The sequence below is a fragment of the Phytohabitans flavus genome (genome assembly GCF_011764545.1).
GTDB classification, from domain to species: Bacteria; Actinomycetota; Actinomycetes; order Mycobacteriales; family Micromonosporaceae; genus Phytohabitans; species Phytohabitans flavus.
In genome coordinates this window covers 9,594,449-9,607,004 of sequence record NZ_AP022870.1, presented here as the reverse complement: position 1 = coordinate 9,607,004, position 12,556 = coordinate 9,594,449, and the positions used below count along the sequence as shown (strand labels likewise).

11 protein-coding genes and 1 pseudogene are annotated in these 12,556 nt (G+C 69.8%); 7 read left to right on the top strand and 5 right to left on the bottom strand.

The genetic code is table 11. From position 1 onward, the window contains the following. Positions 1-1,152 (top strand): lactate racemase domain-containing protein (locus tag Pflav_RS42765; protein ID WP_173042140.1); only part of this gene is annotated, 1,152 nt, incomplete at its 5' end. Between the two features lie 13 nt (positions 1,153-1,165). On the opposite strand, the gene Pflav_RS42760 is transcribed toward Pflav_RS42765, so the two are convergent. From Pflav_RS42760 to Pflav_RS42745, 4 genes and pseudogenes are all read right to left on the bottom strand, one after another. Continuing rightward, the gene (locus Pflav_RS42760) at positions 1,166-2,515 is read right to left on the bottom strand and encodes a histidine phosphatase family protein (RefSeq protein WP_173042139.1); all 1,350 of its coding nucleotides are present in this window, start codon (positions 2,513-2,515) and stop codon (positions 1,166-1,168) included. After that, entirely contained in the window at positions 2,512-4,185 is a 1,674-nt protein-coding gene (locus tag Pflav_RS42755) for a carbamoyltransferase C-terminal domain-containing protein (RefSeq protein WP_173042138.1), read from the bottom strand. Before Pflav_RS42755 ends, Pflav_RS42760 begins: the two co-directional genes overlap by 4 nt. 352 nt (positions 4,186-4,537) lie before the next feature. Continuing rightward, positions 4,538-4,837, bottom strand: a pseudogene (locus tag Pflav_RS49220) (NUDIX hydrolase); the annotation flags it as partial. A gap of 87 nt (positions 4,838-4,924) precedes the next feature. After that, positions 4,925-5,860 carry a tetratricopeptide repeat protein gene (locus tag Pflav_RS42745; RefSeq protein ID WP_173042137.1) on the bottom strand — a complete coding sequence of 312 codons (936 nt, stop codon included), beginning with the start codon at positions 5,858-5,860 and terminating at the stop codon, positions 4,925-4,927. 428 nt (positions 5,861-6,288) lie between these two features. Between Pflav_RS42745 and Pflav_RS42740 the strand changes: the two genes are divergently transcribed. The 4 genes from Pflav_RS42740 to Pflav_RS42725 all read left to right on the top strand — a co-directional run bounded on the left by Pflav_RS42740 (position 6,289) and on the right by Pflav_RS42725 (position 8,518). Next, positions 6,289-6,555: a type II toxin-antitoxin system Phd/YefM family antitoxin gene (locus tag Pflav_RS42740; RefSeq protein WP_173042136.1), complete on the top strand. Its 267-nt coding sequence runs from the start codon at positions 6,289-6,291 to the stop codon at positions 6,553-6,555. Then, complete coding sequence (locus Pflav_RS42735; protein ID WP_173042135.1) at positions 6,545-6,973, top strand: type II toxin-antitoxin system VapC family toxin; 429 nt, start codon at positions 6,545-6,547, stop codon at positions 6,971-6,973. The genes Pflav_RS42740 and Pflav_RS42735 overlap by 11 nt, the downstream gene beginning before the upstream one ends. A 53-nt stretch (positions 6,974-7,026) precedes the next feature. Further along, complete coding sequence (locus Pflav_RS42730) at positions 7,027-7,797, top strand: MBL fold metallo-hydrolase (RefSeq protein ID WP_173042134.1); 771 nt, start codon at positions 7,027-7,029, stop codon at positions 7,795-7,797. Positions 7,798-7,918: 121 nt separating this feature from the next. Then, positions 7,919-8,518 carry a DedA family protein gene (locus Pflav_RS42725; RefSeq protein WP_173042133.1) on the top strand — a complete coding sequence of 200 codons (600 nt, stop codon included), beginning with the start codon at positions 7,919-7,921 and terminating at the stop codon, positions 8,516-8,518. On the opposite strand, the gene Pflav_RS42720 is transcribed toward Pflav_RS42725, so the two are convergent. Then, the gene (locus Pflav_RS42720) at positions 8,493-10,706 is read right to left on the bottom strand and encodes an alkaline phosphatase family protein (protein WP_415624365.1); all 2,214 of its coding nucleotides are present in this window, start codon (positions 10,704-10,706) and stop codon (positions 8,493-8,495) included. The two genes, Pflav_RS42725 and Pflav_RS42720, sit on opposite strands and share 26 nt — an antisense overlap. 82 nt (positions 10,707-10,788) lie before the next feature. Here Pflav_RS42720 and Pflav_RS42715 point away from each other — a divergent pair, with 82 nt between their 5' ends. Both Pflav_RS42715 and Pflav_RS42710 read left to right on the top strand, forming a co-directional pair. Beyond that, positions 10,789-11,556, top strand: coding sequence for an exodeoxyribonuclease III (locus Pflav_RS42715; RefSeq protein ID WP_173042132.1), 768 nt, complete (start codon positions 10,789-10,791; stop codon positions 11,554-11,556). 54 nt (positions 11,557-11,610) lie between these two features. After that, entirely contained in the window at positions 11,611-12,549 is a 939-nt protein-coding gene (locus Pflav_RS42710; protein ID WP_173042131.1) for a hydroxymethylglutaryl-CoA lyase, read from the top strand. Positions 12,550-12,556 lie beyond the last annotated feature (7 nt).

Here is a 12,556-nt window from a genome sequence, read left to right as displayed (position 1 = left end):
GTCGTGGTGCTGGTGCCGGACGGCACCCGGTCGATCCCGCTCGGCCGCCTCTTCGCCGAGGTGCACGACGCGCTGATCGACCGGGTGGCCTCGCTCGACGTGCTGATCGCGCTCGGCACCCACCAGCCGATGACGCCGGCGGCCATCGAGCGCCGCTTCGACCTGCCGCCGGACGGCTGGGCCGCCCGCTACCCCGGCGTCACGGTGCACAACCACGCCTGGCAGGACCCGACTTCATTCGCGGATCTGGGTGAGATCCCGGCCACCGAGGTCGCCGCGGCCTCCGCCGGGCTGCTCTCCGAGCCCATCCGGGTACGGGTGAACCGGCTCGTCGCCGAGGCGGACGCGTGCCTGGTACTCGGGCCGGTGTTTCCGCACGAGTCGGTCGGCTTCTCCGGCGGCGACAAGTACTTCTTCCCAGGCGTGTCCGGGCCCGAGGTGATCGACGCGTTCCACTGGCTTGGCGCGCTGATCGGCACGATGGACATCATCGGCCGGCCCGGCCTCACCCCGGTACGCGCGATCATCCAGGCGGCCGCCGCGCGCATCCCGGCCCGCCGCCTGGCGGTCGCGGTGGTGGTGTCACCGGGCGGCGAAGAGGTGCTCGGCACGTACGTGGGCACGACCACCGAGGCGTGGACCGCCGCCGCCGAGCACTCCGCGCAGGTGCACGTGCGGTACGTCGAACGCCCGTACCGCCGGGTGGTCTCGGTCATGCCCCCGATGTACGACGACCTGTGGACGGCGGCCAAGGGCATGTACAAGGTCGAGCCGGTCGTGGCCGACGGCGGCGAGGTGATCGTCTACGCCCCGCACGTCGCCACCTTCTCGGTCACCCACGATCCGCTGATCCGCCGGGTCGGCTACCACTGCCGCGACTACCTGCTCGCCCACGCCGACCGCCTCGCGGACGTACCGCGCGCGGTGCTCGCCCACTCCATCCACGTGCGCGGCGCCGGCACGTACGCGGACGGGGTGGAGCGCTGCCGCATCGACGTGACGCTGGCGACGGCCATCCCGCCGGCGGACTGCGCCGCGGTCAACCTGGGCTGGACCGACCCGGCGAGCCTCGACCTGGCCGCACTCGCCGCCGACCCCGACACCCTGGTAGTCCCCAAAGCCGGCGAACAGCTCTACCGCTTGGCGCCGTAGCGACAGTGGCGGCTCAGGCGTGGTGGTCTCCCCGCGCCACCGTCTCCCCCTCGCCGAGTAACGGGCGTAGGGGTCTCGCCGGGCAGCCACCCACCAGCGTGTAGGGCGCGACATCGCGCGTCACGACGGCGCCCGCGGCAACGACAGCACCACGACCGACCTCCACGCCGTCGAGGATCACCGCTTGGGCCGCTATCCACACGTTGTCGTGGATCCTGATGCCCCTGCGGGTCTCACCCTGCGTCATGTAGGGCCCCGGTCCGCCAGGATCGAACCGATGGTTCGCCGCGACGATCATCGTGTGGCCGCTGATCATGACGTCTTGGCCGATCTCCAAGCCGCCGTTGCCGCCCAGATAGGCGTACGGCCCGATACCCGATCTTGAGCCAACGTGGACGAACCCGCTCCCGCCGTACGCATCCACATACGCGTAGGCGCGGATCGATACCTGGTCGTCCAGCCGTACGCCGACAGGATGATCGGATCGGCCGTCGAGGAGTACGCCCTCCTTGAGCCAGACATTCCGGCCCACGCTTACCCGGGACGGGTTTCGCATCTTCGCCCCGGCGTCGACGCGCAGCCCTTCGCCGCAGTCCCGGAGAAATGACCGCCACCACAGTCCGCGCAAGCGGCCCGTTGTCGACCACCACTCGGCGAGCAACCGATCTCCGATGGGCACCGCAGCCTCAGCCCTGCTCAAGCGGCCCGTGACCGCCATACGAGACAACCCATGCCTGGGTGTCGAGCGAGTCCCCCGCCATTCGACGCACGCAGCGGTCTGGAAACTATATGACTCATAACCGTCGATGGAGAAGGTCGAGCCGAGCCGAAGCACATTCGAGATCATCACGAGCACCGAGCGGCTCGAAATCACGATCAGGTCAGTCGGCTCGGCGAAGACGCCGGTGCTCGCGACGGCATCGGCGACCCGACGGTGGAAACCGCTCAGGCTCTCGGCCCCCGGGAGACTCAGTCGGGCCGTCGGCCGGCGCCCCGCCTCCCATTCCGCCAGCCGCCGAGCGGCATCGGGATGGCGGGCGACGGCCTCCGCTCGGCTCAGCCCTGCCAGAACCCCCATGTCAATGCCGCGCAGCCGATCGTCGCGACGAACCAGTCGGACGTGCCGTTCGGGCGCGGCGATCTGAACAGTCTCCTCCACCTGCTCGATGGGACTGAACAACAGGCAGTTGGCACGCCGCGCGTCGACCCATGCGCCGATGATTTCGCCTACGGCCTGCGCTTGCCGTCGGCCGAAAGGCGTAAGCGGGGCGCCCGCGCCACCCTGGACGTCCGCTCGGTTCTTCTCGCATTCTCCGTGCCTGACCAGCAGTATCCGGCTCCCACCTGGCGACGGCTCGGTCACCGCGCCTCCCGCCTGAGGACCGTCGACTCGTTGAAGACGAGCACGTCTATCGGGCGGCGTAGGAACAGCGCGATCGCATCATCCGGAGCCTCGACGATCGGGTCACCCGGACCGTTGAGGCTGGTGTTCAGCAGCATCGGACATCCCGTCGCCGCCAGGAAACGCAGGCACAACCGGCCGAGCGAAGAAGTGTCCGATAGCGTCTGCACCCTCGCCGACCCGTCGACGTGGAACGCCGCTGGCGCGAGCGCTCTGGCCTGCGCCGTTCCCAACGGCGCTAGCAGCATCTCGGGGCTGCGAAAACCCGGCGGCACCTCGAAGTAGGCCTCGACCAGTGACTCTGGCATCACCGGAGCGAGCGGCCGGAACCGCTCCCGTCCTTTGATGTCGCGATTTATGCGTTCGCGCATCCGCGCCGACCGCGGGGAGGCGAGCAGGCTCCGATTTCCCAAGGCCCGGGGACCGAACTCGCTCCGCCCGGTGAACCAGGAGACCACCCGGTCTTGACGGAGATCGTCACAGATCTCGTCGAGCAGCGCGTCGGTCGACTCGAACTCCTGGCTCGTTACCCCGTGGGCGTCGAGATCGACCGCCATCCGACCGATCGCGTGCCGAACCTCCTCGTCGGAGTAGGCGGCGCCAAGAAACGGAGACAACCGTCCCTTCGGACGGTCCTTCTCGCCAAGGACGCACCAGCTGCCGGCGACCGCCGCGCCAACCGCCACACCGTCGTCGGTCGCCGCCGGAAAGACGTAGAGATCGGCGAAGCCGCTGTCCCGCAGCATCCGGGAGTTGGCCGGGCAGTTGAGGCCGACACCACCGGCGACACAGAACTGACGGCTGTCCACAAGCATCGCCGCGCGACGAGCGAGCGCCAGCATCGTGCATTCAAGGTCCTTCTGGACGCCGGCGGCCAGCGAGGCCAGCGCCTCCGGCTCAGGGTGGACCTTGGGTCCGCTGAACGCGGAAAAGGCATCATGGCGCGGTCGCGGCCAGGGCGCATCGAGGTCCACGAACGTGCCGGGCGACGCTTCGGCGAGTGCGGCCAGGGCCATCAGTTTTCCGGCGGCGTAGCTGGTACCGAAGATCTCCTTGGCCGCGTAGTTGTAGAGCCGGCCGAGCCCGATGTTCTCTCGGCTCCAGTCGTACGGCCTGTGGGTCGTGTAGTGCTGCGCCAGCGGCTCCAGCACACCGCCCGCGGTCCCGAAGATCGACTCGCACTCGTATCCCGCCGGGTCCTTTCCGAACATCTCGGCGCCAGGCGCGAGCAATGGTCGCGCCAGGAGGTCGAGCCGGGTACCCACCGCGTCCACGACAAGGATGGCCGGCTCCTCGAAACCCGATCCGAACCACGCGCTGTACGCATGGAGGTCGTGATGGCTGTCGTGCTCGTGCCACCTCGGCGCGCTCCTGATGAGCTCCCGCCGGAATGCCGCCTCCGGTGAATCGGGGTGCACCTCGACGCGATGGGCACAGGTGACGAGCAGGTCGACGTCGTCGAGTGTGACTCCAGCTATGGACAGCGCCGACCGGACCGCGTGCTCGACGGTCGCCGACTGGTGCTTTCGCCGTGTGAAGCGCTCCTCGGCGACCGCCGCGACGAGCTGCCCATCCACCATGATCGCCGCCGCGGCGTCGTGATTCTCGTTGATGCCAAGCACTACGCCCACAAAACACACCTCCCGCGACGCTGCGCCATGGCGTCTCCGAGTCAGATGGCGAGGTAGCGACCCCGGCAAGAAAGCTCTTGGCGTTGATGAACATCTTGTAGTAATAGGGGTCGATCCTCGGAATGAAGCTGTCGACGCTCACCCTGCGCTCGATCTCGACCCACTCCGTCTTGCCCCGGTCCCACTCGATGCCACGCGCCACGACATCGTCCCTTTCGCCGGAAAAGAGCCCGAGCCCCTCGTCGATCCCAACCTCGACCAGTCCTTCGACCTCTGACACATCCAAGACGTACGAGCCGGGAGGCCGGTCGTCCGAGTAGATGAACACGTGGCAGAACTCCCGGTTGAGCACGCCCTCGGTCTTACCCAAGTCGATCTTGATCCCCAGCGGGGTCAGATCCTCGAAGGCCACTTCCAGGCCAAGCTCCTCGGCGATCTCGCGTACGCCGGCCGAGACCTCCTCGCCGGCGACATAGTGGCCGGCCGCGGTGATGTCGAGATAGTCCGGGAAGAGGGTTTTGTCGCTACCACGCTTCTGGAAGAGCAGCGCCCCACCATTGGCAGTCGGCCGGACGATCCAGCAGTGGATCGACTCGTGCCAGAGCCCTGTCTTGTGAGCCAACGACTTCGTGGCCGTGCCCAGCCCTTTCATGTTCTCGTCGCATATGTTGATCATCTCTTCCGGCATGAGCGATAGCCCTTCTCCGAGACATGAAGGCACCGAGACATACGGCGGTCGTCAGGCATCGTAGGGGATTGGGGTCTGCGCCTTTAGGTCGGCGGCCTCCTTGGAAAACGCGTTCGCGGCACCTCGATCGCCTTGACGACCGGTCACCCGGGCGAGGCCTTGCAGATTTCGAATCTGCTCGTCTATCCTGCCTACCCGCCGCGCTAGCTCCAAGCCGCGCACATAGCTGTCCCTGGCCCGAAGGATCTCGTTTCTCTTCTCCAGGATCTGCCCTTTCAGTGCGTACGTCCTTACGATCCGCGAGTCGTCGCCCGACGCAAGGCGTCGCGCCTCCGAAGCATTGATGTAGTCGACCGCTTGGTCCACCTGACCTACGTGAAGCGCGAGCTGCGCTTCGCCGTAGTCGATCCCGGCGAGCATTTCCGACCTCGCGGGCTCGTCCTGGATCGTCTGCGCGCGATCACGCGCCCGGCCGAACTCCGCCTTCGCCGTGGCATAGTCGCCCTGCTCATCGGCGAGCCCACCCAGGTGTCGCAGGCCCTTGGCCGCGAGATAGCGGTCGTCACACTCCTCCGCCAGGTCGATACCGTAGGAGATGTTTCCTCGGGCCTCGTCGAACCGCCCGACGGCGACGTTGGTCCAGCCCAGATCGTCGATCAGTATGCCGGCCTGGACGCGTTTGTTGCCGATCAGCGCCGCCGAATGCTCGATGAGCCGACCGATCCTTATCCGCGACTCGAGCTGACCCTCGACCCAGAGCAGTCTGCTCAACTGCTTGTGGTATCGAACCACCGCCTCGTGGCGACCGCTTTCCTGAAGCTCCGTGATTTGCTGGACGAACGCGTCCGTCAGGCCAGGCGGGCGCCTCGACTCGGCACCAAGCCGGATCGCCTCGTTTCCGGTGTAGAGACAAACGGTCGCCAGAACGATGAGCGTGTAGCCGAGCCCGCTATGTGGCACCAATCTCTTGCCGAACGCGTAATCCAAAGTCTGTAGAACCGATATGACCAAGCCGAGAAAAGCTACGATCCGGACCAGGTGCGAGCTGACACCGGATCCGGAAAACAGCCACCGGAGTATCCCTATCGGCGTCCACACGCTCGACCGCCCGGTTACGGCCAATTTCGGCGACCTCCCCTTTCCGTCTTCCAGCGGAGGGTCAATAAATGATCATGATGATCGGCGCTTTGGGTGCCTTGCGCCAAGGAATGCCGCCTATACAACTGGCCGTCAATCGATAGCGCCACCCAGACATGCCACTCGATACCGGCCGCTGCCAGCACGTACGCGGACGGGTGGAGCACTGCCGCCCTGGCGGCCGACGAAGACACCCCGGGTAGGTCCCTAAACCGTGCGAACGGCTCGACCGATTGGCGCCGTAGCACCAAGTAGCACATCGCCGTAGGATGGTCCGCATGACCGAAGCTGCCCGCGAAATCACCCAACGCGAGCTGCGCAACGAGTCCGGCGAGATCATGCGCCGAGTCGAGCGAGGTGAGTCCTTCACGATCACCCGCAACGGCACGCCGATCGCCCGCCTGATCCCGCTGCGACGCCGCACGGCCGTGCCACGCGAGGAGGCCATCGCCGCGTTCGCCACGGCCCCAAAGATCGACGCTGACCGGTTCCGCAACGATCTCGACTCCGCCCTCGACAACGACCTGGACTCCCGTGAGTGGTGAGGAGCCGGCACGCGGCCTGATCGACACCAACATCGTCATCCAACTCGCCCGCCTCGACCCCACCGACCTGCCGGAGGCACTGGTAATCAGCACGGTGACACTTGCCGAGCTGTCCGCCGGCCCTCATCACACCGACGACCCGCTGGAGCGTGCGCGCCGGATCAGCGTTTTGCAGCACGCCGAGTCCACATTCGACCCATTGCCGTTCGACGCGGACGCGGCCCGGGCGTTTGGGCGTGTCGCCGCAGCGGTGCTCGCGGCCGGGCGCAAGCCACGCCGGCGGATCGCCGACCTGATGATCGCCTCGATCGCCGCAGTGAACGACCTGCCGCTCTACACGACCAACCCCGACGACTTCGCCGGCCTGGACGGTCTCCTCGATGTCGTAGCCGTCCGACCACCAAGGACGCCCGCGTAAGCGGTTGCAGCGCGGCTTGGGTGACGCTGCGTGCGGTCCCGTACCGTAGCGGGGTGACGTACAAGGTCCAGGTCACGTGGTGGGGGCACAGCACCGTCTGGGTCGAGGACTCGGGCGTGCGCATCGTGACCGACCCCGTCCTCGGTGACCGGATCGCGCACCTGCGGCGGATGCGCGGTACCTCGCCCCGCCTGGCTGGGCCGCCCGACGCGGTGCTGGTGTCGCACCTGCACGCGGACCACCTGGACGTGGCCTCGCTGCGGCAGATCGGGCCCGAGGGCACGCTTGTCGTGCCGGCGGGGGCCGGCGCGTTCGTGCGGCAGCGGCTCGGCACCGCGTTCCACCGGCGGTGCGCGGAGCTCGCCGTCGGCGACGAGGTGGCCGTCGGCGCGGTGCGGATCAGGGCCGTCCCCGCGGCCCACGACGGCGCCCGCGGCCCCTGGTCCCGGCACCGCGCGGCGGCCGTGGGCTACACCGTGCACGGTGCGGCGAACACCTGGTTCGGCGGGGACACCGGGCTCTTCGACGAGATGACCGACCTCGGCCCGCTCGACCTGGCGCTGGTGCCGGTCGGTGGGTGGGGGCCGACGCTGGGGCGGGGGCACCTCGACCCGTACACGGCGGCCGAGGCGATGCGGCGGGCGGCGCCGCGGGAGGCGGTGCCGGTGCATTTCGGCACGTTCTGGCCTGTGGGGTTGGCGCGGGTGCGGCCGGACCGGTTTCACAACCCGGGGCCGGACTTCGCACGGATCAGCGGGACCGTGGCGCCCGGTACCCGGGTCACCGTCCTGGCTCCCGGCGAATCGCTGACGGTGGCACCGTGAGCGAGCGAGCTGGCGCGGCGGCGTCTGGACTGAGCGGCCCCGCCGACGAAGTCGGGGTTTCGGGGCCGCGAGGGAAGACGTCGCCTTCAGCGCCGCGCGAGCGAGCGAACCCGGAGGCACTGTGACCGCGACACTCAGCACGCTGCTGTGGCTGATCGTCGTGGTGACGTTCGGCGCGGTGGTGCCGATCGTCCCGACCGGGGCGGCGGTCAGCGGCGCGGCGGCGTACGCGGCCCACCAGAACCCGCTGTACGTGCTGCTTGTCGTCGTGGCCGGAGCCGGCGGGGCATACGTCGGCGACCTCGCCATGTACGCGATCTGCCGCTGGGGCGGTGAGCAGCTGGCCCGGCGCCTGCGCTGGCTGCGCGACCCCGAGCGCATGGAACGGATGCGCAAGAAGCTCGACGAGCGGCAGGTCTCGGTGCTGCTCGTCTCCCGCCTACTGCCCGGCGGGCGGGTGCCGGTGCTGCTCGCGGCGGCGCTGATGGGGCTGGACTGGCGGCGGTTCGCGGTGACCAACCTGCCGGCCTGCCTGCTCTGGTCCACGGTGTACGCGGGAATCGGCATCTTCGGGTACGCGATCTTCCCGGAGCCCTGGCAGAGCGTGGTGGCGGCGATCCTGCTGGTCCTGCTGATCTCCCAGATCGCATCGATGATCAGCCGGCGGCGCGAGGCGACGGCGGAGGCAGCGGACGTCAGGCCCCGGCAGAAGGAAGCCTGACCGGGGCCGGGGCGGCGGGCAGGTCGGCGTCCGCCTCGACCGGTGCCGGCGCGGAGGGGCCGCGCAGGCCGAGCTTGTCGAGCCAGGCCAGCAGCGTGCGGTACACGCCGTCCGGGCCGACCACGGGGTCGGTCTCCAGCGCCCACCCGGACGGGTAGAGCAGCAGCGCCTCGGTCTGCCAGCCGCCCAGCCCGCCGTGGCTGCCGACCAGCTCCTCGAACGCCGCGACGTCGTCGGTACCCGGCTCCACCATGCTGATCAGCACAAGGTCACCGACGTGATCCATCTCCTGGTGGCGCAGGAGGTTTTCGCGGGCGCGCGGCCCGTACGGCGCGAGCGGGTCCTGACCCTCCACGTGCCCGTCGCGCAGGCGGTGCCGGCCGCGCTGGCCGAGCGCCACCGGCCCGTGCTCCGCCTCGTCGACCACCACCAGGCCCACGCCGGGGTGCGCGACAAGCCCGGTCACGAGCTCCGGGTGCTCGGCCTCGATCCGGTCGCGGGTGAGCTTTTCCGGATGGCGGGTCAGGTAGACCATGCCGAGGTTGCCCGAGGCGATCACCACGGTCTCCGGGTCGCGCTCGGCGATCGCCTTCGCCTCCTCGTCGGCCGGGCCGAGCGTGACCTCGCCGTCGCGGGTGTGCTTGCGCATCGCGGCCCGGGTGGCGGCGGCGGTCGGTCCCTTGCGCGCCACGGCCTCGGTGAGCAGGGCGTTGACCCGGCCCCACTCCTCGACGGTACGGGTGGCCGCGCCCGGCCGGTGACCGTTGGTGCCGCCCTGGGCCAGCCGCGCCACGACCTCCTCCAGCGACTCGTCGTACCGCTGGCGGAACGTGGCACCCTGGCTCTGGCCGTGGTCGGAGAGGACCACGAGGTGGTAGCGGCGGGCCGCCTCGGCGGAGAGCCGCTCCAGGATGCCGAGCACCTGGTCGAGCGACTCCAGCACCTCGAGCGCCTCGGGCCGGGCCGGACCCACGTGGTGGGCCACCTCGTCGTAGTCGACGAAGTCGCAGAAGATGACCGGGGCGCCCCGGGCCATCTGCTCGGCGATCAGCGTGACGTTGAGGTCGCGCAGCAGCGTGGTGGCCGGCCGCAGCGCGATGAACGCACCGCCCCGGCTGACCCGCGGGTGCAGGTCGCGGCGCCGCTGCACCCGCGCCTGGTGCAGCTCGCGGATCACCCCGCCGATGGCGAGGACCACCGCGCGGGTGAAGCCGTACGGGCTGGTCATGAACGCCGCGTACCCCCGCGCGTTGCGGCCGGGCAGCGCGGCGTGGCTGACCGTGAGCAGGCAGGTCTCGGCGTCGCCGGAGAAGACGTTGCTGATGCTCACCCCGCCGTCGCGGAGCAGGCCCCGGTCACCGGCCAGCCGCCGCTCGACCTCGGCGGTATCACGGGTGCGGCTGGTGACGAGGAGGCGGCGCGTGTCCTTCTCGTACCAGCGGAATGCCGGCACCCGGCGGACGTCGCCGTAAAGGATGCCCGCCTGCGCGGCGGGCGTCGTGGCTGGAATGCCAGTGTGCCAGGTGGCCAGGCGGTGGCTGTCGGTGCGCAGCCACCGGCCGACGTTGGGCAGGTTGCCGGCGCGGACCGCCCAGCGCAGCAGCGGCGCGGGCACGCCGTCGAGCTGGATCACCAGCAGGCCGTCGGGGCAGTGTCTGCTGCGCTCGCTGAGCTTGGGCTTTTCCGCGACGCGGCGCACACGGGCCATCAGGCGCACGGTCTCGCTGACGAACGCGTCGTCGGTGCCCGCGTCGGCGAACCAGTTGACAAGAGCGGCCAGCGCGACCGCGACCCAGGAGGCGCCGAAGACCACCGGGAGGTTGGCCGCGTGCGTGTCCGGCGCGAACCACAGCGCCACGTACAACACGATGGCCTGCACCATCGCGCCCAGCACCAGCGCACCGAAGCCGCCGAGCGCGGTGGCAAGCGCGAGCAGGAGCGGGCGGAGCAGGGCGCCGATGCCGGCGACGAGCACCACAAGGCCGAGCAGCGCGACGAGGTTGCTCGCGGTCACGCCGGGCAGGAGCCAGAACGTGCCGGCCAGCACGATGAACGAGGTCACCGCGTTGCGCAGGATGCTGCGTACCCGCGCGAGGGTGGGCCGCCAGCCGCGCAGCGTGCGCATGCCCACGCGGGCCCGCCCGGGGCGGGTCGCGACGGCGTCGCGCTCCGGGTTCACAGTGGCCACCAGCAAACGATGGCACAGTCTCGTCCCACTCGTCCCAGTATCCTCTGGGCGCCGGCGCCCAAGGTCGGCATACTCTCGGTGGATGCGGCTTGCTACGTGGAACGTCAACTCGCTGAAGATTCGGCTGCCCCGGGTGCTCCCGTGGCTGGCCGACAAGCAGCCCGACGTGCTGCTTCTCCAGGAGACCAAGCTCGCGGACGCGGCCTTCCCCACGGCTGAGATCAAGGAGGCCGGGTACGAGGTCGTCACCCACGGCAACGGCCGGTGGAACGGCGTGGCGATCCTCTCCAAGGTCGGCATCGAGGACGTCACCCGCGGGTTCGACAAGGAGCCCGGCTTCCCCGACCCCGAGACCCGCGCGATCTCGGCGACCTGCGGCGGGCTGCGGGTGTGGTCCGTGTACGTGCCGAACGGCCGCGAGCCCGACTCGCCGCACTACCTGTACAAGCTGGACTGGCTGGCCGCCCTCCGGGACGCGCTCGCCGCAGACCTCGCCCCCGGCCAGCCCGTGGTCGTGGCCGGCGACTTCAACGTGGCGCCGACCGACGCGGACGTGTGGGAGCCGAAGGCGTTCGTCGGCTCCACGCACGTCACCCAGCCGGAGCGGGAGGCGCTCGCCAAGATCCTCGCCACCGGCTTCACCGACGTGATACCGACCCCGATGAAGGGCCCGCACCCCTTCACGTACTGGGACTACCGGGCCGGCATGTTCCACCAGAACATGGGCATGCGGATCGACCTGGTGTACGCGAGCGCCGGCCTGGTGGTGGAGTCGGCGTACATCGACCGCGAGGCGCGCAAGGGCAAGGCACCCTCGGACCACGCGCCGGTCGTGGTCGAGCTGGCGTAGGCGGGTGTCGCCCGCATCGCTGCGTCTGCGGGTGACCTGGCGTAGGTTCGAGGCATGCTGAGCCCGCAGCGGGTACCCATGCCCGGGCTGCCGATGTCCGTGACGATCTGGGAGGTCGGCCCGCGCGACGGCCTCCAGAACGAGTCGGCGATCGTCCCGGTCGACGTGAAGCTTGAGTTCCTCGACCGGCTCGCCGCGGCCGGCCTCGGCGTCATCGAGGCGACAAGCTTTGTGCACCCGCAATGGGTGCCCCAGCTCGCCGACGCCGACGACCTGCTCACCCGCCTAGCGCCCGCGCCCGGCGTGCGGTACCCGGTGCTGGTCCCCAACCAGCGCGGCCTCGACCGGGCGCTGGCGCTGGGCGTACGCGAGATTGCCATCTTCGGCAGCGCCACCGAGACGTTCGCCAAGCGCAACCTCAACCGGACCGTCGACGAGTCGCTGACGATGTTCGAGCCGGTGGTGCACCGCGCCCGCACGGAAGGGCTGCGGGTCCGCGGCTACCTCTCCATGTGCTTCGGCGACCCGTGGGAGGGCGAGGTGCCGATCTCCCAGGTGGTGTCGGTCGCCCGCCGTCTTGTCGGCCTCGGCTGCGACCAGCTCTCGCTGGGCGACACGATCGGCGTGGGTACGCCCGGCCAGGTGACCGCGCTGATCCGCGCCCTCACCGACGCGGGCGTCGGCCCGGACCGGCTGGCAGTGCACTTCCACGACACGTACGGTCAGGCGCTGGCCAACACGCTCGCCGCCCTCCAGGCCGGCGTGACCACGGTGGACTCGTCGGCCGGCGGGCTGGGCGGCTGCCCGTACGCCAAGAGCGCCACCGGCAACCTCGCCACCGAGGACCTGGTGTGGCAGCTGCACGGCCTCGGCATCGAGACCGGCGTCGACCTGCCCGCACTCGTCCGTACCAGCCTGTGGATGGCCCAGCGGCTGGGCCGCCAGAGCCCTTCGGCCGTGGTGCGCGCCCTAGCCGCCGAAGCCACAAGCTGACGACGGG

Bases quoted from the DNA above. Each gene is read 5' to 3' on its own strand.
- Pflav_RS42715 (WP_173042132.1), top strand. From the start codon at position 10,789: ATGCGGCTTGCTACGTGGAACGTCAACTCGCTGAAGATTCGGCTGCCC.
- Pflav_RS42740 (WP_173042136.1), top strand. From the start codon at position 6,289: ATGACCGAAGCTGCCCGCGAAATCACCCAACGCGAGCTGCGCAACGAG.
- Pflav_RS42710 (WP_173042131.1), top strand. From the start codon at position 11,611: ATGCTGAGCCCGCAGCGGGTACCCATGCCCGGGCTGCCGATGTCCGTG.